The sequence below is a fragment of the Micromonospora sp. ALFpr18c genome (assembly GCF_008868155.1).
GTDB lineage: Bacteria > Actinomycetota > Actinomycetes > Mycobacteriales > Micromonosporaceae > Micromonospora.
The window spans coordinates 1-22,794 of sequence record NZ_WBKR01000060.1 but is presented as its reverse complement, the minus strand read 5'-3'; the positions used below and the strand labels follow the sequence as shown (position 1 = coordinate 22,794).

25 protein-coding genes and 1 pseudogene are annotated in these 22,794 nt (G+C 72.1%); 6 read left to right on the top strand and 20 right to left on the bottom strand.

Annotation, left to right across the window (positions count from 1 at the left end; genetic code table 11):
- Positions 1-19: 19 nt before the first annotated feature.
- The 6 genes from F8271_RS13585 to F8271_RS13560 all read right to left on the bottom strand — a co-directional run bounded on the left by F8271_RS13585 (position 20) and on the right by F8271_RS13560 (position 6,821).
- Positions 20-1,357: a glutamate mutase L gene (locus F8271_RS13585; protein WP_151490055.1), complete on the bottom strand. Its 1,338-nt coding sequence runs from the start codon at positions 1,355-1,357 to the stop codon at positions 20-22.
- A 100-nt stretch (positions 1,358-1,457) separates the two neighbouring features.
- The gene (locus F8271_RS13580; protein WP_151490054.1) at positions 1,458-1,865 is read right to left on the bottom strand and encodes a hotdog domain-containing protein; all 408 of its coding nucleotides are present in this window, start codon (positions 1,863-1,865) and stop codon (positions 1,458-1,460) included.
- Positions 1,862-2,611, bottom strand: a complete 750-nt coding sequence (locus tag F8271_RS13575) for an OAM dimerization domain-containing protein (protein ID WP_151490053.1) — start codon at positions 2,609-2,611, stop codon at positions 1,862-1,864. Before F8271_RS13575 ends, F8271_RS13580 begins: the two co-directional genes overlap by 4 nt.
- A complete protein-coding gene (locus F8271_RS13570; RefSeq protein ID WP_151490052.1) occupies positions 2,608-4,167 on the bottom strand; it encodes a lysine 5,6-aminomutase subunit alpha in 1,560 nt (519 codons plus the stop codon). Before F8271_RS13570 ends, F8271_RS13575 begins: the two co-directional genes overlap by 4 nt.
- 34 nt (positions 4,168-4,201) lie before the next feature.
- On the bottom strand, positions 4,202-5,767 hold the full coding sequence (locus F8271_RS13565) for an amidohydrolase (RefSeq protein WP_151490051.1): 1,566 nt from the start codon (positions 5,765-5,767) through the stop codon (positions 4,202-4,204).
- A gap of 4 nt (positions 5,768-5,771) precedes the next feature.
- Complete coding sequence (locus tag F8271_RS13560; RefSeq protein ID WP_192580275.1) at positions 5,772-6,821, bottom strand: zinc-binding alcohol dehydrogenase; 1,050 nt, start codon at positions 6,819-6,821, stop codon at positions 5,772-5,774.
- Between the two features lie 153 nt (positions 6,822-6,974).
- Here F8271_RS13560 and F8271_RS13555 point away from each other — a divergent pair, with 153 nt between their 5' ends.
- Positions 6,975-8,366, top strand: a complete 1,392-nt coding sequence (locus F8271_RS13555) for a KamA family radical SAM protein (protein ID WP_151490049.1) — start codon at positions 6,975-6,977, stop codon at positions 8,364-8,366.
- Between the two features lie 7 nt (positions 8,367-8,373).
- Here the strand turns inward: F8271_RS13555 and F8271_RS13550 are convergent, their stop codons facing one another.
- Positions 8,374-9,492 carry an NAD(P)/FAD-dependent oxidoreductase gene (locus F8271_RS13550; protein ID WP_151490048.1) on the bottom strand — a complete coding sequence of 373 codons (1,119 nt, stop codon included), beginning with the start codon at positions 9,490-9,492 and terminating at the stop codon, positions 8,374-8,376.
- 53 nt (positions 9,493-9,545) lie between these two features.
- Between F8271_RS13550 and F8271_RS13545 the strand changes: the two genes are divergently transcribed.
- Positions 9,546-10,238, top strand: coding sequence for a TetR/AcrR family transcriptional regulator (locus tag F8271_RS13545; protein ID WP_151490047.1), 693 nt, complete (start codon positions 9,546-9,548; stop codon positions 10,236-10,238).
- A gap of 17 nt (positions 10,239-10,255) precedes the next feature.
- Here the strand turns inward: F8271_RS13545 and F8271_RS13540 are convergent, their stop codons facing one another.
- From F8271_RS13540 to F8271_RS13520, 5 genes are all read right to left on the bottom strand, one after another.
- Positions 10,256-10,978, bottom strand: coding sequence for a hypothetical protein (locus tag F8271_RS13540; protein WP_192580277.1), 723 nt, complete (start codon positions 10,976-10,978; stop codon positions 10,256-10,258).
- A 486-nt stretch (positions 10,979-11,464) separates the two neighbouring features.
- The gene (locus F8271_RS33130) at positions 11,465-11,644 is read right to left on the bottom strand and encodes an RNA polymerase sigma factor (protein WP_225854506.1); all 180 of its coding nucleotides are present in this window, start codon (positions 11,642-11,644) and stop codon (positions 11,465-11,467) included.
- A gap of 55 nt (positions 11,645-11,699) precedes the next feature.
- Positions 11,700-12,380, bottom strand: coding sequence for a polysaccharide deacetylase family protein (locus tag F8271_RS13530; protein ID WP_225854505.1), 681 nt, complete (start codon positions 12,378-12,380; stop codon positions 11,700-11,702).
- A gap of 348 nt (positions 12,381-12,728) precedes the next feature.
- Entirely contained in the window at positions 12,729-13,070 is a 342-nt protein-coding gene (locus tag F8271_RS13525; RefSeq protein ID WP_151490045.1) for a YnfA family protein, read from the bottom strand.
- A 74-nt stretch (positions 13,071-13,144) separates the two neighbouring features.
- A complete protein-coding gene (locus F8271_RS13520; RefSeq protein ID WP_151490044.1) occupies positions 13,145-13,339 on the bottom strand; it encodes a CsbD family protein in 195 nt (64 codons plus the stop codon).
- A 156-nt stretch (positions 13,340-13,495) separates the two neighbouring features.
- Here F8271_RS13520 and F8271_RS13515 point away from each other — a divergent pair, with 156 nt between their 5' ends.
- A complete protein-coding gene (locus F8271_RS13515) occupies positions 13,496-14,107 on the top strand; it encodes a histidine phosphatase family protein (protein WP_151490043.1) in 612 nt (203 codons plus the stop codon).
- On the opposite strand, the gene F8271_RS13510 is transcribed toward F8271_RS13515, so the two are convergent.
- From F8271_RS13510 to F8271_RS13500, 3 genes are all read right to left on the bottom strand, one after another.
- A complete protein-coding gene (locus F8271_RS13510; protein WP_151490042.1) occupies positions 14,037-14,543 on the bottom strand; it encodes an Lrp/AsnC family transcriptional regulator in 507 nt (168 codons plus the stop codon). The genes F8271_RS13515 and F8271_RS13510 overlap by 71 nt on opposite strands.
- Before the next feature lie 108 nt (positions 14,544-14,651).
- Positions 14,652-15,794, bottom strand: coding sequence for an acyl-CoA dehydrogenase family protein (locus tag F8271_RS13505; RefSeq protein WP_151490041.1), 1,143 nt, complete (start codon positions 15,792-15,794; stop codon positions 14,652-14,654).
- Positions 15,791-16,900 carry a Xaa-Pro peptidase family protein gene (locus tag F8271_RS13500; RefSeq protein ID WP_151490040.1) on the bottom strand — a complete coding sequence of 370 codons (1,110 nt, stop codon included), beginning with the start codon at positions 16,898-16,900 and terminating at the stop codon, positions 15,791-15,793. Before F8271_RS13500 ends, F8271_RS13505 begins: the two co-directional genes overlap by 4 nt.
- 203 nt (positions 16,901-17,103) lie before the next feature.
- Here F8271_RS13500 and F8271_RS13495 point away from each other — a divergent pair, with 203 nt between their 5' ends.
- Positions 17,104-18,474, top strand: a complete 1,371-nt coding sequence (locus F8271_RS13495; RefSeq protein WP_151490039.1) for a glycosyl hydrolase family 18 protein — start codon at positions 17,104-17,106, stop codon at positions 18,472-18,474.
- A 38-nt stretch (positions 18,475-18,512) separates the two neighbouring features.
- Here F8271_RS13495 and F8271_RS13490 read toward each other — a convergent pair whose 3' ends face one another.
- Entirely contained in the window at positions 18,513-19,400 is an 888-nt protein-coding gene (locus F8271_RS13490; protein WP_151490038.1) for a winged helix-turn-helix transcriptional regulator, read from the bottom strand.
- Between the two features lie 408 nt (positions 19,401-19,808).
- On the opposite strand from F8271_RS13490, the gene F8271_RS13480 reads away from it, so the two are divergent.
- On the top strand, positions 19,809-20,036 hold the full coding sequence (locus tag F8271_RS13480; RefSeq protein ID WP_151490036.1) for a hypothetical protein: 228 nt from the start codon (positions 19,809-19,811) through the stop codon (positions 20,034-20,036).
- A gap of 58 nt (positions 20,037-20,094) precedes the next feature.
- Entirely contained in the window at positions 20,095-21,021 is a 927-nt protein-coding gene (locus F8271_RS13475) for a 5'-3' exonuclease (RefSeq protein WP_151490035.1), read from the top strand.
- 57 nt (positions 21,022-21,078) lie between these two features.
- On the opposite strand, the gene F8271_RS13470 is transcribed toward F8271_RS13475, so the two are convergent.
- The 4 genes and pseudogenes from F8271_RS13470 to F8271_RS33125 all read right to left on the bottom strand — a co-directional run bounded on the left by F8271_RS13470 (position 21,079) and on the right by F8271_RS33125 (position 22,630).
- The gene (locus F8271_RS13470) at positions 21,079-21,384 is read right to left on the bottom strand and encodes a GNAT family N-acetyltransferase (RefSeq protein WP_225854504.1); all 306 of its coding nucleotides are present in this window, start codon (positions 21,382-21,384) and stop codon (positions 21,079-21,081) included.
- Positions 21,385-21,431: 47 nt separating this feature from the next.
- Positions 21,432-21,818 carry a transposase gene (locus F8271_RS33810; RefSeq protein ID WP_255473691.1) on the bottom strand — a complete coding sequence of 129 codons (387 nt, stop codon included), beginning with the start codon at positions 21,816-21,818 and terminating at the stop codon, positions 21,432-21,434.
- Between the two features lie 134 nt (positions 21,819-21,952).
- Positions 21,953-22,324: pseudogene (locus tag F8271_RS33805) on the bottom strand (ISAs1 family transposase); the annotation flags it as partial.
- A 60-nt stretch (positions 22,325-22,384) separates the two neighbouring features.
- Positions 22,385-22,630 (bottom strand): transposase family protein, encoded by a 246-nt coding sequence (locus F8271_RS33125; RefSeq protein WP_225854503.1) that lies wholly within the window; start codon positions 22,628-22,630, stop codon positions 22,385-22,387.
- Between the last annotated feature and the right edge of the window lie 164 nt (positions 22,631-22,794).

Here is a 22,794-nt window from a genome sequence, read left to right as displayed (position 1 = left end):
CGTGTCGGGTCGGCACGTCTCAATGCGTACGCAGATGGTGGCGCAGCAGAGTCCCCGCCGCCGCCCGGTGTTCCTCGGCGAGCAGCCCAGCGGCGGCCAGCACGTAGTCGACGTCCACCACCGCGTCCGCGGCGCGGGGCAGCGGCCACCCGCCGGCGTAGTCGCCGAGGACGGCCGCCAGCACCCGCCCGGCCGCGTCCGGCGGCGCGTGCCGCAGCACCCCGCCGGAGCCCACCATCAGCCGCACGTCGCGCAGGTCCCGTCCGGCGCGTTCCCCGGTGGCGGCGCCGCGGGCGTGCCGGCGCAGCGCCACCGTCGCCGCGAGGGCCGCGATGCGGGCGTCCACGGCCCGTTCGGCGTCATCGACGGCGATGAACCCCGGGTCGGTGCCGCGGCGTGCCGCGGCGGCGGCGAGGGTCTCGGCTTCACCGGCGGCGAGCAGCCGCTCCTCGGCGGCGGCGCGCACCACCCCAGGCGCGCTCCACCGCATCCCCAGGTCACCCTCCACGGTGCGGGCCCGCCACAGGCTGCCGGCGACCTCCCGGCCCGGCCCGGTGGCCCGCTCGTCGGGGGTGAGCACCGAGTACACGTCGGTGGTGGCGCCACCCACGTCGACGACGGCGAGGTCCCCGCCGATGGTGTCGGCGAGCACCTCCACGCCGGTGAGGACCGCGTCGGGGGTGGCCGCGCGCACCAGCCGCGCGAACCGGCCGCCCTTCGACAGCCGCTTACCGCCGATGACGTGGCGCAGGAACACCGCCCGGATCGCGGCGCGCGCCGAATCCGGGGCGAGCACCCCGATGCGGGGCAGCACGTTGTCCGCGCCGGTCACCGGCACCCCGGCGGCCTCCAGCAGCCCGGTCAGCTCCGCCCGCACGTCGGCGTTGCCCGCGTACACCACCGGGATCCGCCAGCGGGCCCGCGCCAGCCGGGTCGCGTTGTGGGTGATCGTGTCGGCGTCACCGCCGTCGGTGCCGCCGACGAGCAGCACCACGTCGCATCGGGCGGCCCGCAGCGCCGTCAGGTCCGCCGCGCCGAGCCGCCCGGCGGCGGTGTGCACCACGTGGGCGCCGGCGGACAACCCGACCCGCCGACCCGCCTGCGCGGTGACCAGCGGCTCGTAGCCGATCACGGCCAGCCGCAGCCCACCGCCGGCCGACGAGCACACGTACCACGGCACGTCACGGACCCCGAGCCCGGCGGTGGCCGCCGTGACCGCGGCGTCCAGGCCGTGCAGCACGTCGCTGCCGACCGTGGTGGGCGCGGCCGCCGCGCCGACGAGGACACCGGCGGCCACGTCCACCACGGCCACCTTCGTGTACGTGGAGCCGACGTCGGCGCAGACCGCCAGGGTCACGAGTGTCCCTGTTCGCGACTGCGGGGCTCGCAACCCCGGCTCACTCCTCGCGACTCACGCTGCCTCTGGTGTTCGCGACTGCGGGGCTCGCAACCCCGGCTCACTCCTCGCGACTCACGCTGGCGGCGGGAACGACCACGGTGCCGGTCGCGGTGACCGCCACGATCGGCGGGTCGAGGACCTCGGCGGCGGACTCGGAGCGGTCCGGGCGGCCCCGGCACACCACCGCGCAGCTCAGCTCCAGGGTGCGGCTGCGGGCACCCACCCGCGACACCTGGGCGGTCACCTCCACCACGTCGCCGGCGCGGATGGGTGCGGTGAACCGCACGTCGGAGTAGCCGGCGAACAGTCCCTCGTCACCATCGGTGCGGATGCACACCTCGGTGGCGACGTCGCCGAACAGCCCGAGGGCGTACGCCCCGTCGACGAGGTTGCCGGCGTAGTGGGCGTGCGCGTACGGCACGTAGCGCCGGTGCGTCACCGTCAACCCGAGCCTTGCGTCGGTCATGCCATCGCCTTCCGCTGCGTGATCAGGGCGTGCACCAGGTAGCTGGCGACCTCGCCGGGCGTGGTGCCCCGGCCGAAGATCCGGTCCACGCCCAACTCGTCGGTCATCGTCTCGTCGAAGCGGGGACCGCCGACGATCAGCAGCGGACGCCGTCCCGCCGGCATCGCCTCACGGAACGCCGCGGACATCTCCCGGGTGTTGCGCAGGTGCGCGTCGCGTTGGGTGACGACCTGGGAGACGAGCACCGCGTCGGCCTTCTCCGCCCGGGCGGCCTCCACCAGCTCCGGCACGCTGACCTGCGCGCCCAGGTTGGTGACCTTCAACTCCCGGTAGTACTCCAGGCCCTTCTCCCCCGCGATGCCCTTGACGTTGAGGATCGCGTCGATGCCCACGGTGTGCGCGTCGGTGCCGATGCACGCCCCGACCACGGACAGCTTGCGCCGCAGCCGCTGCTTGACCACCGTGTTGACCTCCTTGGCCGACAGCAGCGCGAAGTCGCGTTCCACCACCTGCACCGCGTCGAGGTCGACCAGGTGGTTGACCCGCCCGTACACGACGAAGAAGGTGAACCCGTCGCCCATCGGCTTGGCGTGCACCACCATCGCCGGGTCGATGCCCATCTTGTTGGCCAACTGCACCGCCGCGCCCTCGGCCCGCTTGTCGTGCGCCACCGGCAGCGTGAACGACACCTGCACCATCCCGTCGCCGGTGGTGTCCCCGTACGGCCGCACGATCTGCCCACTCACGCCGCCGCCTCCAGGATGTCGGTGGCCGGGTTGCAGTAGTCGGCCTCGTGCGCGGCGACCCCATCGAGGCCCTTGCCCCGGTCCGCCGGCCGCTTCATGATCCCGAACGTGCCCTCGGCGATGGCGGTGAGCAGCGTCTGCTCCCCGATGCGCTCCAGCAGGTCCAACGCCTCACCGAGGACCTGGTTGGCGCGGCGGCGGATGAACCCGCCGGGCGCGGGCACGAAGTCCTCGTGCAGCCCACCAGCCGCGCCCAGCACGTAGCGCACGTTCTGCAGGGCGATGTCGCGGTCGGACAGCCACGGCGTCACCACCGCCTCGGTCATCATCCCCACCAGCAGGATGCCCTGCCCGGTGAGCGTGCCCGCCAGGTTGAAGAACCCGTCGAGCAGGTTGCCCCGAAACACGTCACCGGTCATGTGCTTCGTCGGCGGCATCCACTTCAGCGGCGCGTCCGGGAACAACTCCCGCGCCAGCAGGGCGTGCGCCAGCTCCAACCGGAACGACTCCGGCACCTCCGGGTTGATCTCGAACGCGTGCCCGAGCCCCAACTGCCAGTCGGCCAGGCCCGCCTCGTGCGCGAAGAACTCGTTGAGCAGCTGCGACACCGTCACCGTGTGCGCCTCGTCGACGGCGTCGGCGGTGGTCAGGTAGTTGTCCTCACCGGTGTTGATGATGATCCCGGCGCGGGCGTGCACCTGCCGGGAGAACCGCTGGTCGACGAACGTGCGCACCGGGTTGATGTCGCGGAACAGGATCCCGTACATCGAGTCGTTGAGCATCATGTCGAGGCGTTCCAAACCGGCCAGGGTCGCCATCTCCGGCATGCACAGCCCCGACGCGTAGTTGGTCAACCGCACGTAGCGGCCCAACTCCTTCGACGACTCGTCCAGCGCGGCGCGCATCAGCCGGAAGTTCTCCTGCGTGGCGTACGTGCCGGCGAACCCCTCCCGCGTCGCGCCCTCGGGCACGTAGTCCAGCAGCGACTGCCCCGTGGAGCGGATCACCGCGATCACGTCCGCGCCGGCGCGCGCCGCCGCCTGCGCCTGCGGAATGTCCTCGTAGATGTCCCCGGTCGCGACGATCAGGTAGATCCACGGCCGCTGCCGCGGGTCACCGTGGCGCGTGACGAGCCGGTCCCGCTCGGCGCGCCGACGGTCGATGCGCCGCACACCCGCGCCGACGGCCCTGCGGGCCGCCGAGCGGGCCGCCGTCGCCGCCCGTCCGGTGGGCAGCGCGAAGCGCACCGACCCGGCGGCGGCCTTCTGCGCCAGCAACGTCACGTCGGTGATGCCCTCGCGGGCGAGGGCATCGAACACCGGCACCGCCACCCCGTGACCCAACCCGACGTCCGCGACGACCGCGTCGACGAGCCGGTTCACCCACGGAATGCCGTCCGGGTCGGCGCCGGTCACCCCGGCCAGCCGCAACACCGCCCGCTCCACCGACACGGTGGTGTGGCTGCGCGCCAGGTCCACCACCGGCTGGCCGGCCCGCCGCGCCAACTCCCGCGCCCGCGCCACCAACACCGGGTCAAGATCAAGCTTGCCGGTCACGCCGTCGCCCCCGCCACACCGCTCGTCCGCTCGTTCACGACGACCCTTCCTCGTAGATGACCTCACCGCGCAGCACCAGACGCCGGCACACCGGCAGCGGCGTCGGATCGTCCGGACCCCGCACCTCCGGGTCCTCGGCGAGCAGCACCGGCAGGCCCCGCTCCACCCCCGCCGGCGTCGACCACACCGCGAACGTCGCCGGCGCGCCCAGGGCCAGGACACCCTCGACGTCCAGGTGCACCGCCCGCCACCCACCGCGGGTGTGCGCGGCGAACGCCGCCCGCACACTCATCCGCTGCGCCGGGTTGTGGTGCGCCGCGGCGGCCCGCACCGAACCCCACGGGTCCAGCGGCGTCACCGGCGAATCCGACCCGAACGCCAACGCCACCCCGACCGAGTGCATCGCACCCATCGGGTTGGACTCCAACGACCGGTCCAGACCCAACCGCGACTCGTACATCCGGCCCGCGCCGCCCCACAACCGGTCGAACGCCGGCTGCATGCTCGCCACGATCCCGTACTCCACGAACCGGGCGATCATCGCCTTGCTCATGATCTCCGCGTGCTCGACGCGGTGCCGCGCCGCGCGTAGCCGCTCCACACCCACCGTGCGGGCGGCCTGCGCGAACCCGTCGAGGACGGTGCCGATCGCCGCGTCACCGATCGCGTGGAACCCGCCCTGCAGGCCGTGCGCCGCACAGTCCAGCAGGTGATCGCGCACCTGCTGGACCGTCAGGTAACCGTGCCCGCAGCCGTCCCCGTCGCCGTACGGCTGCGACACGTGCGCCGTGCGTGACCCCAACGCCCCGTCGGCGAACAGGTCACCACCGGCGCCCACCGCACCCAGCTCCCGGGCCCGCGCCGCGCCGCCCAGCTCACCCCAGTACCCGTACACCTCCGGCAGCCCGGCGCCGGAGATGCCCAGCAGGCCGGTGAAGTCCTCCTCGTCGGAGATCTCCGGGCCACCGCACTCGTGCACCGCCGCGATGCCCAGCGACGCCGCGTGCGCCAGGGCCACCCGCTGCGCGGCGACCCGCTGCGCCCGACTCACCGACGCCTGCGCCGCGGCCCGCACCACGTGGTGCGCGTCGCGCCGCAACCAGCCCGACGCGTCGAACCCCGCCGCCTGCGCCGCCTGCGGACACGCCGCCAGCAGCGCCGACGACACCAGCGCCGAGTGGATCGACGCCTGCGACAGGTACACCCGCCGGCCCCCGGCCGCCCGGTCCAGCGCCGCCGCGTCCGGCAACGCCGGATCCGGCCAACCCGACTCGTCCCAGCCGTGCCCCAGCACCACCGCGTCCGCCGGCAGACCCGCCGCGAAGCCCGCCACCGCGTCGAGCAGCTGCCCGGCCGAGCGCACCGGGGACAACTCCAGCCCGGACAACGTCAACCCGGTGTCGGTGGCGTGCACGTGCGCGTCCACGAACGCCGGCGTCACCAGCGCCCCGTCCAGGTCCACCACCCTGTCCGCCGGCGGCGCGTCACCGTCGGTCCCCAACCAGGTGATCCGCCCACCGGACACCAGCAGCGCGGTCGCGCTCGGGTCGGCGGGGCAGTGCAGCACGCCGCCGCGGTACAACGTCGAGGGGTTCGTCATGGCCTCAGTCTGCCGCGACCCGCGCCGCGAACAGCTGACGCACCCCCGGCTCGGCGCGCAGCAGCCCCAACGCCAGCTCCGCGTGCCCCGGCACGTACCCGTTGCCGACCAGCATCGTCACGTCCGCCGCGAGCCCTTCGGCGCCCAGCGCCGCCGCGGAGAAACTCGTCGCCATCGAGAAGAAGACCACCGTGCCGCCGTCCGCGGTGGCCAGGACCGCGCCGTGCTCGCAGCCGGGCACGTCCACGCACACCACCGTGACGTCGGCCGGGGCGCCCAGCGCCGTGGTCACCGCCGTGGACAGCCCCACCGGGTCGCGCGCGTCGGCCAGCGCCACCACCGAGGCCAGACCGGCGGCCGTCAGCGCGTCGCGCTCCGTGGCCACCGGCACCACCCCGACGGTACGAGCGGCGCCCGCGCGCCGCGCCGCGGCGAGGGACAGCGATCCGCTTTTGCCGGCCCCGCCGATCACCGCGACCCGCACCGGCGTCGGATCATCGGTACGCCGACGGTCCTCGACGTAGCGCGACACCACCCGGGCGGTCAGCGCGGGTGCCCCGCACACGTCCAGCACGGCGAGGGACAACTGCGGGTCCTCGTCGTCGGGCAGCACCGCGGCGATGGAACGGGCGAACAGGATCGCCCACCCGTCGCACGGCACCTGCTCGCTGCGCCCGTCCCAGCGCGCCAGCCCGTCGGTGATCACCAGCGGCGTCAGCGTCAACGACACCAGCGTTGCGACCCGCTCACCGGCCTTGAGCCCGAGCGGGGACCGCCGGCCGGCCTCCTCAACCGTGCCGATCAGCATCCCACCGGACCCGGTCACCGGGTTCTGCATCTTCCCCCGCGTGGAGATGATCTCCAGGACCTCGGCGCGGACCGCGTCGCCGTTCCCGCCGTGCTTCTCCGACAACTGCCGGAAGCTCGCCGCGTCCAGGTTGAGCCGCTGCACCCGGATCCGGACCTCGTTCGGCGCGATGGCGGCGGACGCGTCCAGCCGCCAGGCCGCCTGCGGCAGCACCCCCGCCGGTTGTACGACGCGGTGCAGTCCCACCGGTGACGTCACGCCGACCTCCCCTGTCCAGCCGCCCGAAGCCCCGGTCAAGGTTCGCGTAACGGGAAAACTTACGGCAGACTAATTTCTTTGCCGAATATTTTCCAGTAGCCTTCGAGCTTCGATGATCAGCCGCAGCACCAAGGAGGGGCCGTGACCCACACCATCCCGCACCCCCGTCACGCCCCGGTCGACGCGCCGACCGCCGGGCAGCCGTACGAATACCACCGCTGCCCCCTCGTCGAGCCCGACTGGACCCGCTTCCCCGGCTGGCGTCACGTCACCCGCGACCAGTGGGAGTCCGCCCAGTGGCAGCGCGTCAACTGCGTCAAGAACATCAAGCAGCTGCGCACCGTCTTCGGTGACCTCATCGACGACAGCTTCTACACCGACCTCGAGGCCGATCAGAAGGCCCTGGCCACCATGTCCATGCTGGTGCCACCCCAGATGATCAACACGATGGTGCCGTTCGCGCCCCTCACCACCGAGGCGCTGCTTGCCGACCCCATCCGCCGCTACATGATCCCGGTCGCCTCCGACCGGCGCACCGACTGGCCGTCACACCCCTACGCCAGCCGCGACAGCCTCCACGAGCACGACATGTGGGTCGCCGAGGGCCTCACCCACCGCTACCCCACCAAGGTCCTCGCCGAGCTGCTCTCCACCTGCCCGCAGTACTGCGGGCACTGCACCCGCATGGACCTGGTCGGCAACTCCACCCCCGCCGTCGACAAGCTGAAGCTCACCCTCAAGCCCGTCGAGCGCTACGACGCCCACATCGCCTACCTCAAGGCCCACCCCGGTGTCCGCGACGTGGTCGTCTCCGGCGGCGACGTCGCCAACGTGCCGTGGCGCAACCTCGAGTCGTACCTCATGCGCCTGCTGGAACTGGAGACGGTCCGCGACATCCGGCTCGCCACCAAGGCCCTCATGGGCCTGCCCCAGCACTGGCTGCAGCCCGACGTCGTCGAGGGCCTGGAGCGCGTGGCCCGCACCGCCGCCCGGCGCGGCGTCAACCTCGCCATCCACACCCACGTCAACCACGCCCAGTCGCTCACCCCGCTGGTCGCCAAGGCCGCCCAGACCGCCCTCGACGTCGGCGTCCGCGACGTCCGCAACCAGGGCGTGCTCATGCGCGGCGTCAACGCCACCACCCCGGAACTGCTCGACCTCTGCTTCGCGCTGCAGGGCGAGGCCGGGATCCTGCCCTACTACTTCTACATGTGCGACATGATCCCCAACGCCGAACACTGGCGTGTCCCCGTCTGGCACGCCCAGCAACTCCAGCACGACATCATGGGCTACCTGCCCGGCTACGCCACCCCCCGCATCGTCTGCGACGTCCCCTTCGTCGGCAAGCGGTGGGTGCACATGCTCACCGACTACGACCGTGAGCGCGGCATCTCCTACTGGACCAAGAACTACCGCACCTCCATCGAGTCCGCCGACCTGGAGGCGCTCAACAAGCGCTACGCCTACTACGACCCGATCGACACCCTCCCCGAGGGCGGGCAGCAGTGGTGGGCCGACCACCGCGACGACTGACCACCGGTCAGGACGGCTGAACGTGGTCGAAGAGGGCGACGGCTTCGGCAGGGTCCGGGCTCACGAGGCGTTCCAGACCGGCCGTCGTGATCTCCGCCCACCTGCCGGCCCGTGCCCACATCCGCTCCTCGAAGGCGCGGACGGCCTCGTCCAGCTCCTCCGGGTCGGCAGCGACGGACTCCGCGAGCTCGGCACCATCCAGCATCGCGAGGTTCGCGCCCGCCCCCAACGGTGGCATCAGGTGGGCGGCGTCGCCCAGGAGCGTCACGCCACGCACGTGCGCCCAGGTGTGGGATCCGGGCAGGACGAAAAACGGGCGGTGGACGAACGCGCCGCCGCGGCGAAGCAGGTCGAGCACGGGCTCGGCCCAGCCGTCGAACAGCGCCAGAAGGGCCGATCGCGTGGCCTCGGCGTCGGCCAGGTCCAGGTCCGCGTGCCAGTCCAGGGGCGCGCGGAACTTGGCGTACATCTTGACGTGACCGCCGCTGTTGCGCTGGGCGACGAGAGACCGATTCACGCCGTACGCGGCCACCGAACCGTCACCGATCAACCGGGCGAGATCGGGGTGGCGGGCGTCGACGTCGTCGAGAGAGGTCTCGACCGAGGTGACGCCGGTGTACTGCGGCGTCACCGGCGAGACCGCCGGGCGGACCCGGGACCAGGCGCCGTCCGCGCCCACCACGAGATCGAACGTCTCCTGCCGTCCGTTGGCGAACTGGACCAGCACGCCATCCCCGCTGCCCGGCACCACCCGCGTCACCTCGCTGCCCCACCGCACGTCGAGGGAGCCGAGCAGCAGGTCACGCAGGTGCCCGCGGTCGATCTCCGGATGGGCCCGCTCATCCGGAGACGGTCGCCAGTCCCGCAGAACGGTCCCGGCGGTGTCCAGGATGCGCATGGCCTGCCCCTCGGGACGAGACAGCGCCTCGAACTCTGCCCGCAGCCCCGCCTTGTCCAGTGCCAGCTGGCCCAGCCCCTCGTGCAGATCCAGCGTGCCGCCCGGAGGACGGGAGTCGGGTGCCGGATCGCGTTCGAGGACGGTGACGGGGTGGCCGTGGCGGCGCAGGACACGGGCGAAGGTGAGGCCCCCGGGGCCACCCCCGACCACGGCTATACGGTGTCTCATGGCGATACACTGTATCGGGGCCGTACACTGTGCCGCAACAGCAGGGAGTGACCATGACCGTGTGGGACCGGCCGGAACCACCGAATCCCCCCGTGCCGCTCGACCGGGAACAGATCATCGCCGCCGCCATCGCGCTGGCCGACGAGGGCGGCCTGGCGGCGGTGTCGGTCCGCAAGGTCGCCGCCCGGCTGAACGCCGGCCCGATGCGCCTGTACGGATACATCTCCACCAAGGACGACCTGTTCGACCTCATGCTCGACCGGGTCCACGCCGAGATCCTCCCCGCAGAACAGCCCGACGACTGGCGGGACGCCCTGCGCACCCTCGCCCACCGCACCAGGCAGGCCGCCCTGCGTCACGAATGGCTAACCGACCTGCTCGGCGGCCGCCCATCCCTGGGCCCGAACGGCCTCGCCCTCACCGAGACAAAACTGGCCGCCCTCGACGGCCTCGCCGACATCGACACCGTCCTGCGCGCCACGGAAACTGTCAGCGCCTACGTCACCGGCGCGATCAGGCGCGAGATCGCGAACCGCCGAGCCGAACGCGCCACCGGCCTGTCCAAAAGCGACTGGCAGCGCGCCTCCGGCCCGCGCCTGACGACAATGCTGGCCACGGGCCGCTATCCCGCCCTCACCAAGGCCGTGCACGACGGCGCAGACGCGGACGCCGAGCAATCCTTCGCCACCGGCCTGGACTGGGTCCTCGACGCCGTGGCCGCCAAACTCACCCGACCGCCGGCGTAACCCCCGCTCCGGCCAGGTCAGGCACAGCCCAGACCCTGGGAGTAACCGGCCCGCAACGTCCCCGCCGCGACCTCATCGGCGTACCCCCAGAACACCTCCGGCCAGTCACCGGCCCGGTCCAACTCGCGCAGCACCCGCCACCCGTGACTACCGCGCAGCACGTCCGCGGCCCGCCGCACCGCCGCCTCATCCCCACTCACCCGCGCCCGCTGCCACTCCGCGATCCACCCACACCCGACCCGGGACATCACACCCATACCGAACTGGTAAGCGTCACTCACACCAATGTCCTCCAGGGCGGCGACATCGAACCCGGGTGGCAACGGCACATCGGCGAGCACCGCCGCCGCCCGGCTCCCCCACCGGCGCGACCATCTCCGCCGGAAGCGCCGCCAACCACGTCCGCGCATCCACCCGGACAATGTCTGCGACAACCGGTCCAGATCCTTACGCGACCAGTTGCCCGAGGTACGCATCTCGACGAACACCCCGTCACGCGGACGCACCAGCACCGCGAAATCACCGGCGAAGTACTGGAACAGATCAGCCGGCCACCGGTCGACCTGCACCGACGTCGCGGGCCCGACACCGAGCCGGTCGGTCCGGCGCTCCGCATACCCGGACGCCGGATACCAGTTCATCTCCAACTCCTGCCCACCCCGGCGGAACACGACCGTGCCATGCTCCTCGACGAACCCGTACAGGCTGGTCACCTTCCAGCCGGACCGGTTGATCAGCAACCGCGGGTGCCTCTGCGCCGCCGCCACCGCCAGCGGGGGAATAGACCGCCTGAGCGTCAGCGGTCGCAATGGGCGACACCCCGCCATCCACCGACTCCCCCCGCATCACCACGGACATCGGCACAACGCTCACGAGCACGGCAGCCGCCGTCACCACGCCGGCGAAGCGACGCACCCGGGACCGCCGCCGCGGCACCTCGACGACACCCTCGAGCACCGCAGCGGGCTCCACCCCCAGCACCTCGGCCACCTCCTGCGGTCGCAATCCCTCCCACACGGTGAGCATCAGCACCTCCCGATCCAACTCGGCCAGACCCGCCAACGCCGCCCGGACCGCAAGCCGCTCCGGCACCTCACCACCCGGATCGGCGACCGCCGCCACGATCTGCTGACGTAACCGCTCACCGAGCCGCTGCCGGCGAACACCACCACGGTGATAGTTGGCCAGCACACGACGGGCCACCCCCGTACAACCACAGCCGCGCCTCACCCCTCAACCGGAATGTCCCGCCTGCGGCGCCACGCGACGAGGAAGGTCTCCGCGACGACATCCGCCGCGTCCTCGGAGTGCGCCACCCGCCGCAACGCATACGCCAACAGCGACTCGAAGTCCTCGGCGTAGACACGCTGGAAGCGATCCTCGTCGTTCATCTCCCCGGAACTCACAACAACTCCAGGTCCGGGGCGACCTCAACCGTGACAGGCCACGGGAGGCTGAACCTCAGGCGCCGGCCAGGACCTCCGACAACGGCGCCGGCGCCAGACCCCGCTCGCGCAACCCGGCCAGGATGTGCGGCAGCGCCTCATCGGTCATCGCGGCGTTCGCCTCGGTCACATGCATGATCACCACCGACCCGGGGCGCACGCCGTCCAACACCGCCCGCACCAACGGCTTCCACGCCGTCGCGAAGGGATCGCCACTCACCACGTCCCCGTCGACCACCGTCACGCCCAGCGGCGCCAGGGCGTCCAGCGCCGCCGCGTCATGGCACAGCCCCGGAAAGCGGAAGTACCGGGTCTGCCGACCCCCGTACGGCTCGATCACCGCGAACGTCCTCGCCACGTCGTCGGCCAACTCGCCGACGGGCAGGCGGGGCAGGTCGTAGCAGTCGTCGGTGAACGCCGCGTGCCCGTAGGTGTGGTTGGCCAACTCGAAGCGCGGATTGCCGGCGATCCGCCGGGTGACCTCCGGATACCGCTGCACCCACTTGCCGGTCAGGAAGAACGTCGCCGGCACCTGCTCCCGCTCCAGCAGGTCGAGGATGCGCAGGTTGGCGTACGACTTCACCCGACCGGCCCGCAGGTTGGCCAACATCCCGTCGGTCATGTCCGCGTCGAACGTCAACGCCACCCGGTTGCCGGTGCGCGGCCCGTGGTCCACCACCGGTGCCCTGGTCCCCACCCACGTCGCCCCGGACGCCATGGCCGTCGGAGCCACCTGCGGTGTCGTCGGTCCGGCCGACGGCATGGCTGCAGAGGCCGGAGCGGCCGCGGTCGCAGAGGTCGAGGGCGAGGTCGAGGGCGCGGGCGCAGAGGCGGACGTGCCGACGAAGACCGGCTGGTCCGGCGGTGGCACCCGCGACGCCGTGCATCCGGCAGTGGCGACGACGGCCACCACAACCAGTACGCCACACCAGAACGGGCGAAGCCGGGGTCCGATCACGCCGCCGATCATCGCAGACGCGAGGATCCCTCAGTGTCCCGCGCGAGTCGCCCTGACGATCGCAGTCGATCCAGGAGGCTGCACCGGCTACGCGGGACCGCCGCGCGGGGCGTACATGATGACGGCCACGCCGAGCAGGCACAGCGCCGCGCCCGTCACGTCCCACCGGTCCGGGCGGAACCCGTCCACCACCATCGCCCAGACCAGCGAGCCCGCCACGAACACCCCGCCGTACGCGGCCAGGATCCGGCCGAAGTTCGCGTCCGGCTGGAACGTGGCGACGAAGCCGTAACAACCCAACGCGATGACACCGGCGGCGATCCACCACAGGCCCCGCTGCTCACGCCAGCCCTGCCACACCAGCCAGGCGCCACCGATCTCGGCCAGCGCCGCCAACGCGAACAACACCAGGGAACGCAGCACCGTCACCCCGCGACCCTAACCGCCGCGCACGGCAGGTCCCCGGACGACCGTGCCGCCCGGGGACCCGCCAACCGCTCAGGTCACTTCGTGAAGGAGTCCTTCACGTTGCGGCCGGCGTCCTTGACGTTCTGACCGGCCTGCTTGGCGCGCGCGTCGCTCTGCTGGCTGGCACCCTCGCCACGCATCCGCTCGTCGTCGGTCAGGTCGCCGACCCGCTCTTTCGCGGCACCGGCCATCTGCTCGGCCTTGTTCCGTGCCTTCTCGGTGAAGCTCATCGCGCCTCCTCGGTCTGGCGTGTGTCCCGGTTCGGTTGCCCGGTCTTCGGGTGCCGAAACCGGCGGTGCCGGTCCGCACACCCGCTAGGGCATCCTAGGAAGATAGGTTGAGGGTGGGCCGCATGTCGGCCCGCCCACCGATGGTTAACTGGCCGCATGGGAGAGCTCCTGCTGATCCGGCACGGCGAGACCACCTGGAGCGCCAGCCTGCGGCACACCTCGTACACCGATCTGGAGCTGACTCCCGACGGTGAGCGCCAGGCCCGCACCCTCGCGGCGTTCCTGGCCGGCCGCCGGTTCGTCACCGTCCTCGCCAGCCCCCGCTCCCGGGCGCTGCGCACCGCGCAGCTCGCCGGGCTCACCGTCGACACCGTCGACGAGGACCTCAGCGAGTGGAACTACGGCGAGTACGAGGGCCGCACCACCGTCGACATCCACGAGGACGACCCGCACTGGAACATCTGGACCGACGGCTGCCCCGGCGGGGAGTCACCCGCGCAGGTGGGTGAACGGCTCGACCGCGTGCTGGCCCGGGTCACCCCGCTGCTCGACCGGGGCACCGTGGCGCTGGTGGGCCACGCGCACAGCCTGCGGGTGCTCGGCGCCCGCTGGATCGGCCTGCCCCCGTCCGCCGGCGGCCGACTGCGGCTGGACACCGCCACGGTCAGCGTGCTCGGTCACGAACACGGACGGCAGGTCATCCTGCGGTGGAACCAGCCGGCTCCTCCGGCACCCGGGACCGCGACCGACTCGGCGCCCCAGCACTGATCTTCGGCGGACGGTTCTCGTACGGGGTGGACAGCACCACCGTCGTCCGGGTCGTCACGTTCGCCGAGGTGCGGATCTCCTGCAGCACCCGCTCCAGGTCCGCCGGGCTGGCCACCCGCACCAGCAGCAGGTAGAAGTCCTCCCCCGCCACCGAGTAGCAGGAGTCGATCTCGGGCAGGTGCGCGAGCCGCTCCGGGGCGTCGTCGGGCTGCGACGGGTCGAACGGGCGGATCGCCACGAACGCGGTCAGCGGCAGGTCCAACGCCTCGAACGACACCCGGGCGGCGTACCCCTTGATCACCCCGCGCTGCTCCAGCCGGCGCACCCGCTGGTGCACCGCGGACACCGACAGGCCCACCTTCTCGGCCAGATCCGTGTACGACAGGCGGCCGTCAGCGGTCAACGCTGCGACGATGGCGCGGTCGATCTCCTCCACAGCGAGCAACCTACCGGGAAAACGGCCCGACGGCGACGAAGCACCCGCCGCACGCGCGGACGGCGGGCCGCGGTGGACCCACCGCAGCCGCGCCACCACGTACCGTCCTCAGCCCTTCGCCAACGAACGGGAGATCACCAGCCGCTGGATCTGGTTGGTGCCCTCCACGATCTGCAACACCTTGGCCTCACGCATGTACCGCTCCACCGGGTGATCGCTCACGTAGCCGGCGCCGCCGAGCACCTGCACCGCGTCGGTGGTCACCCGCATCGCCATGTCGGTGGCGAACAGTTTCGCCTTCGCCGCCTCGATCGAGTACGGCCGGCCGGCGTCGCGCAGCCGGGCCGCCGCGAGGGTCAGCGCGCGGGCGGCGGCGATCTGGGTGGCCGCGTCGGCGAGCAGGAAGCCGAGCCCCTGGAAGTCGATGATGGACCGGCCGAACTGCTGCCGCTCCCGGGCGTAGGAGACCGCGTAGTCCAGCGCCGCCTGGGCCAGCCCGACCGCGCACGCCGCGATGCCCAACCGACCCGAGTCGAGGGCGGACATCGCGATGGTGAAACCGACGCCCTCACCGCCGATCAACCGGTCGGCCGGCACCCGCGCCCCGTCGAACGCGATCTGCGCCACCGGGGAGGACCGCAACCCCATCGTCCGCTCGGCCGCCTGCGGGGCGATGCCGGCGGTGCCGGCGTCGGCGAGCAGGCAGGAGATCCCCTTCGCGCCGGGCCCGCCGGTGCGGCAGAAGATGTTGTAGAAGTCGGCCGTCCGGGCGTGCGTGATCCACGCCTTGGTACCGGAGACGACGTACGCGTCGCCGTCGCGTACGGCCCGGGTGCTCAACGCCGCCGCGTCCGAGCCACCCTGCGGCTCGGACAGGCAGTACGCGCCGAGCAGCTCGCCGCCGAGCATGTCCGGCAGGAGCTTGCGCTGCTCGTCGGTGCCGAACGCGGCCACCGGGTAGCAGGACAGGGTGTGCACGCTGACCGCCTCGGCGACCGCCAGCCAGCGGCTGGCCAGGACCTCCAGCACCTGCAGGTACACCTCGTACGGCTGGGCCGCCCCGCCGTGCTCCTGCGGATACGGCAGGCCGAGCAGGCCGGCCCGGCCGATCGTGCGCAGCACCTCGCGGGGGAACTCGGCGCGTTCCTCGAAGGCGGCGGCCTTTCCGGCGAGCTCGCGGTCGGCGATCTCGGTGGCGAGGTCCAGCAGGTCGTGGGCCTCGGCGGTGGGGAGGATCCGGTCGACAGTCATAGCGCGATGAGCTCCGTGGGGGTGGTGTTGAGCCGTTGCACGCCGTCGGTGGTGCAGACGACGATGTCCTCGATGCGGGCGCCGTGGCGGCCCGACAGGTAGATGCCCGGTTCGATGGAGAACGCCATGCCGGCCTCCAGGGGCCGGTCGTTGCCGGCCACCAGGTAGGGCTCCTCGTGACCGTCGAGGCCGATGCCGTGCCCGGTGCGGTGCAGGAACGCCGGGCCGTAGCCGGCGGCGGCGATCGGTTCGCGGGCCGCGGCGTCGGCCTGCGCGCCGGTGATGCCGGGCCGCACCGCCGCCACCGCCGCGCGCTGGGCGTCGCACAGCACCGCGTAGTAGTCCGGGAAGTCCGCCGGCGCCGGCCCGCCCGCCACGTAGGTGCGGGTGCAGTCCGAGCGGTAGCCCGACGCCATCGTGCCGCCGATGTCGACCACCACCGGCTCGCCGGCGCCGATCGGCCGGCCCGAGGTGCCGTGGTGTGGGCTGGCCCCGTTCGGTCCGGCGGCCACGATGACGAAGTCCACGCTGACGTGCCCGGCCGCCCGGATCGCCGCGGCAATGTCGGCGGCCACCTCCACCTCGGTGCGGCCGGGGCGCAGCCACTCCCCCATCCGCAGGTGCACCTCGCCGATCGCCGCGCCGGCCTCGGCGAGCGCCGCGACCTCCGCCGGGGACTTGCGGATCCGCAGCTCGCGCAGCACCTCGCCGGCGAGCCGCTGCGCGGCGCCGGGCAGCGCCGCGCGCAGGGCGAGGACCTGCTCGGCCCACATCCGGTCGGTGAGCCCGACCGCCGCCGGCGGGCCGTCGAGGGCGGCCACGACCAGGGGGTACGGGTCGGTGCCGTCGGGGTGGTCGACGATGCGGACGCCGGTGTTCGGTGCCGCCTCCGCCGCCGGACGTTCCAGTCTCGGCACGATGAGCGTGGGCTCACCCTCGGCAGGCAGCACCAGGCAGGTCAGCCGCTCACCGGCGTGGGCGTCGTACCCGGTCAGGTAGCGCAGGTCGGAGCCGGGGGTGAGCAGCAGGGCGTCCAGGCCGGCGGCGGCCGTGGCGCGTCGCGCGGCGGAAAGCCGGTCCGGCGGGTACAGCTCGTCGGTTCCCACCCCGTCAGCTTAACGGTCGTTTGGGCCTGATCCGAATTCGGACAACCGGCACGAAGGAAATCTACCGACGTTGATTGACGTCGACAGTTAACACTCTTTAAGATTTGGTTGCCTCGAGGCCCACCCGTCTCTGCTCCCGCACCTCCCGCCCGCGACAACCCTGCGCGGGCGGGCGTCGTCCCCCGCCCACGGGAAGGCCCCCGATGTCCTCACCACTGCGCCGCGCCCTCGTCGCCGGCCTGCTCGCGCTGGCCACGGCCGGCGCCACCCTCACCCTCGTACCCACCGCGGCGCAGGCCGTCGTGCTGCCGAACAACTTCAAGAGCGTCGGCTACATGCCCTCGTGGGCCGGCAACGTCAACAGCATCCAGTACAACAAGCTCACCCACATCAACTACGCCTTCGTGCTGCCCAACAACGACGGCAGCCTGCGCGCCGTGGAGAACCCGAGCAAGCTCTCCTCGCTGGTCTCTCTCGCGCACGCCAACAACGTCAAGGTGTCGATCGCCGTCGGCGGCTGGAACGACGGCAACGACTCGGCGTTCGAGGCCCTCGCGGCCAACTCCGGCAGCCGGACCACCTTCGTCAACAACCTGGTCAACTTCGTCAACCAGTACAACCTCGACGGCGTCGACATGGACTGGGAGTACCCGGACCCGGGCGCCTCGGCCACCAACTACACCCAGCTCATGACGCAGCTCGGCAGCGCCATGCACAGCCGCGGCAAGCTGCTCACCGCCGCCGTGGTCTCCGAGGGCTACTACCTCGACGGCGTACCGACGGCCGTGTTCAGCCAGGTCGACTGGCTCAACATCATGGCGTACGACGGCGGCAGCCCGCACTCCAACTACGACTGGTCGATCAACAGCATCAACCTGTGGAAGGCCCGCGGACTGCCGGCCAGCAAGGCCGTCCTCGGCATCCCGTTCTACAGCCGCCCCGGCTACTACACCTACTCGGCGCTGGTCGCGATGGACCCGGCCAACGCCAACCGGGACTGCACCACCGCCGGCGGCGCGCAGCAGTGCTACAACGGCGTCCCGACGGTCAAGCGCAAGACGCAGTGGGCCCTCGCGAACGCCGGCGGCGTGATGAACTGGGAGCTGTCGCAGGACACCACCGGCTCGACCTCACTGGTCAGCGCCATGTACGACACCATCATGGGCGGCACCACCCCGCCGCCGACCGGTCGTACCGGCCGGATCACCGGCATCGGCGGCAAGTGCGTCGACGTGGCGGGCGCGAGCACCACCAACGGCGCCGCCATCCAGCTCTTTGCCTGCAACGGCACCGCCGCGCAGACCTGGACCGTGGCCAGCGACGGCACGCTGCGTGCCTTCGGCAAGTGCGCCGACGTCACCGACCACTCCACGGCCAACGGGGCCAAGGTCCAGCTCTGGGCCTGCACCGGCGGCGGCGCCCAGGTGTGGCAGGCGCAGTCCAACGGCACGCTGCGCAACCCGCAGTCGAACAAGTGCCTGGACGCCACGGACAACAGCTCGGCCGACGGCACCCGGCTACAGATCTGGGACTGCTTCGCCGGCGCCAACCAGCGCTGGACCCTCCCGGCCTGACGGTGCGTTCCGCAGAGGTCCCCGGTCGACGCCCGGCGTCAGCCGGGAACCTCTGCGTACTCGCGGACCAGGGCGAGCATCTCGTCGACCGAACCGGCCGGATCGGTGACCGGGAACTGCACCGACCGGACCACCGACCCCGGGTCGACCAGGAGCGTCATCCGCTTGAACCGGGTCAGCCCTCCGGCCCGGAAGACCGGCAGCAGCAACCCGGCGCCGAACCGACCATCCTGGTCGGACAGCAGCGGGAACGGCAACCCGGCGTACGCGGTGAAGGCGGCGAGCTGGTCCGGCCGCTGGGTGCTGATCCCGTACACCCGCGCCCCGGCGGCCCGGAAGTCCGGGTGCCGGTCGGCGTAGGTGCTCGATTCGAGGGTGCAGCCGCGGGCGCCGGGGATTCCCTCCCAGCCGGGCGGATAGTCGTGCGCGTCCGGCGCGTACGCCCCGGGGAAGAGGTAGAGGACGCTCCAGGCGTCCGACGTGGTCAGCGGGACCGGCCGGCCGTCCGGGCCGGGAAGGGCGACCTCGGGTAGCCGCCGCCCGACCAGGTCCCGCACCCGGCGCACCTCGGCCGACGCGGCGTCGGCGGTCGCGGTCAGATCACCGTCACCCATCAGATGCCTCGTTCCCCAGTCCTGCAGGGCGATCAGCACCGGCAGCAGTCCCTCGCCCTTCGCGGTGAGCAGGTAGTCGTGCCGTGGCGGGTGCGCGGAGTACGGGCGGCGTCGCAACACGCCGTGCTCGACCAGGGCGGTGAGACGTTCGGTCAGCGCCCGCCGGCTGACCCCCAGGTCGCGTTGGAGCGCGTCGAAGCGGGTCGTACCGCCGGCGACGTCGCGCACGATGAGGAACGTCCACCAGTCCCCCAGCACGCCGAGCGCCTGCGCGATGCCGCAGTCCGCGTCGGCGAGATCCTCTCGTCGCACCCGCTTCCCCCTCTCGTCTCTCGCGACTATAGTCCGTTCCAGATTGAAACGCATCGACGTCGGGAACGCGTCGGCACGGCGGACGGGGGCCGGCGACACGCGCGTCGACGAACGGACCGGAGTGTTCCGGCGATGGTGGACCGCCGGCACGACCAGCATGGTCGGGTCGGCGGTCGGCGTGCCCAGCCCGGCCACTGACCGCGCCCACCCTCGGCGATCGGTGACCTCGGCGCCCGACCACAGGCCGTCGGCCACCCGGCGAACCCCGGTCGCGTCGCCGAACACGTACCGGTCGGCGCCGCGCGGTGTGTGGGCCGGCCCGCGCGGTGGTTTTCCTGGTCGGACGGCAGCGGGGGCCATAGCCTGGGATCGGGTCGCCCGCGCGGGCAGGCCCGACCGGGAGGACCAGTGGCAGCGAACGAGGCGAACCGGGCGGCGACACGCCGTCGCTGGCAACTGTGGGCCGGAGTGCTCGCGCTCGTCGGCCTGGTGCTGCTGATCATCGGCCTCACCGTGGCCGACGGCGTCGCGGCCTGGGTCGAGGTGCTGGTCGCGATCCTGCTGCTGGTGACCAGTTACGTCGTGCAGCACCTGGCCCGGCGGGAGACCGTCTACCGGCACGACGAGCAGCGCTGATCACGTCGACGGCCGGGCGTACCCCTGATCGTCGGAGGGTTGTGCCAGGCTGTCCGGCGTGGCACACCGATCCCCGATCCTGCTGATCGACGCACCCAGCCTCTACTTCCGGGCGTACTTCGGCATTCCGGAGTCCGCCGCCCGGGCCGAGGACGGCACCCCCGTCAACGCGGTGCGCGGCTTCCTCGACATGCTCGCCACCCTCATCCGGGGGCGCGGCGCCGACCGGATGATCTGCGCTCTGGACTACGACTGGCGGCCGGCGTGGCGGGTCGACCTGCTGCCGTCGTACAAGGCGCACCGGGTGGCGCCGCAGGGCGGCGAAGTCGTACCGGACACGCTCTCCCCGCAGGTGCCGATGATCCTGGAGGTGCTGGAGGCCGTCGGCATCACCGCCGTCGGCGCGACCGGCTACGAGGCCGACGACGTGCTCGGCACACTGTCGGTGACGCAGCCGGGTCCGGTCGAGGTGGTCTCCGGCGACCGGGACCTGTTCCAACTCGTCGACGACGCCCGGGGCGTCCGGCTGCTCTACATCGGGCGTGGCGTGGCCAAGCTCGATGACTGCGACGACGCCGCCGTGCGGTCGCGCTACGGCGTGCCGGCCGACCGGTACGCCGACTTCGCCGCGCTGCGCGGCGACCCCAGCGACGGCCTGCCCGGGGTGGCGGGTGTCGGCGAGAAGACCGCCGCTCGGCTCATCGAGCGCTACGGCAGTATCGCCGGCATCCTGGCCGCGCTGGACGACTCCGACTCGTCCTTCGCTCCAGGTCTGCGCACCAAGCTGGTCGCCGCCCGCGACTACCTGGGTGTGGCACCGACCGTGGTCCGGGTCGCCCTGGACGTCCCCCTGCCGGAGCTGCCCACCGCGCTGCCCACCGCGCCCGCCGACCCGGACCGGCTGCTCGACCTGGCCTCCAGGTGGAACCTGGCCGGTTCCGCCCGCCGCCTGGTAGACGCCCTCGCCGCCCGCGCCGACGCCTGAGCGGCACGGGCATGGTGCAGGGCACGGAAGGCGACGGCGGTCACGTCCTTCGGTGCCCTACTTCACCTTGCGGGTCGATCGGGCCACGATGTCCTCGTATTCCGGATGCTTGGTCAGCCACTCGGCGAGGAACGGGCAGATGGGCACCACCGTCCGGCGCCGGGCTCGCGCGTCGTCCATCACCGCGCGCGCGAGCGTCGAGCCGATGCCCCTGCCCTCGAACGCCGGATCGACCTCGGTGTGGGTGTAGGCGACGATGCCGCCGGTCAGCTGGTACGTGACGAACCCGGCGACCACGCCCGCCTCGTCGCGCGCCTCGAAGCGCCACCCAAAAACGCTGGCCGCCGCGGGCGAGCAGCCCAAGGACCGCGAGTCCCTGGGCCGATCCCGCACCGGGCGGCAGGGCAGGGTCATTGCGTTGTCGGGATGCTGCTGGTCACGGCGGTGATGAGGTCGTGGGGGCGTCGGGTGGCGCGGGCGATGTTGGCCTCGCCGTTGGTGCGGTGGTAGCCGATCGAGGTGTTACGCAGGGTCGCGAGGACGGCGGGTCCGGTGCCGGTCCGGGCTTGGCGGAAATCTTCACGGAAAGTGACGTCCCGGACGTGATGCACGCGGTTTTCGATATGCCATTCGAGGCGGGCCCAGTGCTGCAGGTCGGCGGGTTGGGCCTGCTCGGCGGGCAGAGACACCGTGTAGTAGGCGGTTTCGCGACTGGCCTTCCCGCTGCGGGTGCGGGTGCGGGTGATCCGGACGGCCTGCTCGGCGTGGGGGAACCCGATGCCGGCCGGAGTAGCCACGGTGATGGCTTTGACGGTGCGGATCTCGCGGCGGCCGTGGCGGGTGTCGCGGTGGCGGTGCCCGATCGGGATCTCCGGCCAGGGCAGGTCTTGAGCTGCTTGAACAGGGTGGGTTGGTTGCCTTTCGTCGGGATCATCAGGTGGGCGCCGCGGGCGGCGATCTCCTCGGCGTGGGCGGTCTGAGTGTGCAGGGCGTCGGCGATGAACAGCAGACCAGTCAGGCTGCCCAACACTGACTCGACCGCGTCGAGCAGCGATGCGAACGCACCGATCTCGTTGCTCTTCGCGCTCACGGTGACCTGGGCCAGGACGATGCCGGTGCTGGTGTCCAGCGCGGACAGCAGATGAACCTGACCGCCGTCAACACCGCGGGCTCCCCGCAGCGTTTTCCCATCCACGGCGATCACCGTCCGATATCGGTGCGGCCGGGGTGTGACCGGCCGGGCGCGGACCTCCAGCCAACCCGCGAGGACAGTAGACAACAACTGATCGTCGAGGCCGGTCACCAACCGCCATACCGTCGTACCCGCCGGCACCCCACGGCCGAAGCCGAACCGGTCGCGGGCCTACTCATCCAGATCGTGCAACCAATCGGTGATCGCGGCGAACGACGACGCCCCCGCGAGGACCGCGCACACCGCAACCGCGAGCAAGCCCGACAGCGGGTAACGCACTCCCCGTGGATCTCGAGGATCCGGGACCGCCGCCACGGCGTGTAGCAGTCCCCTCGTCTCACCCGCAGTAACAGACCATGAGGACGTGCCAGGGGCGCCGACGACCGAAGACAGCACGGGGATCGGGCACGATGACATCGGCGGGTGAGGTCCTCGGGGTGTCGTGAAGCCAAGAGAACTCCACGATCACCAACGCGATCTCACCCGCTCTTCCTGCCTCCACAGAGGCCACTCAACCCGCAGATACCCAGCTCAGGGCACCCACCGATCGACTACGCAATCGCCCTGAGCCTCCGCCCCGG

What these genes read in the sequence shown, in the direction of transcription:
- F8271_RS13580 (WP_151490054.1), bottom strand. Translation starts at nt 1,865, where the DNA reads ATGACCGACGCAAGGCTCGGGTTGACGGTGACGCACCGGCGCTACGTG.
- F8271_RS13565 (WP_151490051.1), bottom strand. Translation starts at nt 5,767, where the DNA reads ATGACGAACCCCTCGACGTTGTACCGCGGCGGCGTGCTGCACTGCCCC.
- F8271_RS13550 (WP_151490048.1), bottom strand. Translation starts at nt 9,492, where the DNA reads ATGAGACACCGTATAGCCGTGGTCGGGGGTGGCCCCGGGGGCCTCACC.
- F8271_RS13545 (WP_151490047.1), top strand. Translation starts at nt 9,546, where the DNA reads ATGACCGTGTGGGACCGGCCGGAACCACCGAATCCCCCCGTGCCGCTC.
- F8271_RS13520 (WP_151490044.1), bottom strand. Translation starts at nt 13,339, where the DNA reads ATGAGCTTCACCGAGAAGGCACGGAACAAGGCCGAGCAGATGGCCGGT.
- F8271_RS13515 (WP_151490043.1), top strand. Translation starts at nt 13,496, where the DNA reads ATGGGAGAGCTCCTGCTGATCCGGCACGGCGAGACCACCTGGAGCGCC.
- F8271_RS13505 (WP_151490041.1), bottom strand. Translation starts at nt 15,794, where the DNA reads ATGACTGTCGACCGGATCCTCCCCACCGCCGAGGCCCACGACCTGCTG.
- F8271_RS13495 (WP_151490039.1), top strand. Translation starts at nt 17,104, where the DNA reads ATGTCCTCACCACTGCGCCGCGCCCTCGTCGCCGGCCTGCTCGCGCTG.
- F8271_RS33125 (WP_225854503.1), bottom strand. Translation starts at nt 22,630, where the DNA reads ATGTCATCGTGCCCGATCCCCGTGCTGTCTTCGGTCGTCGGCGCCCCT.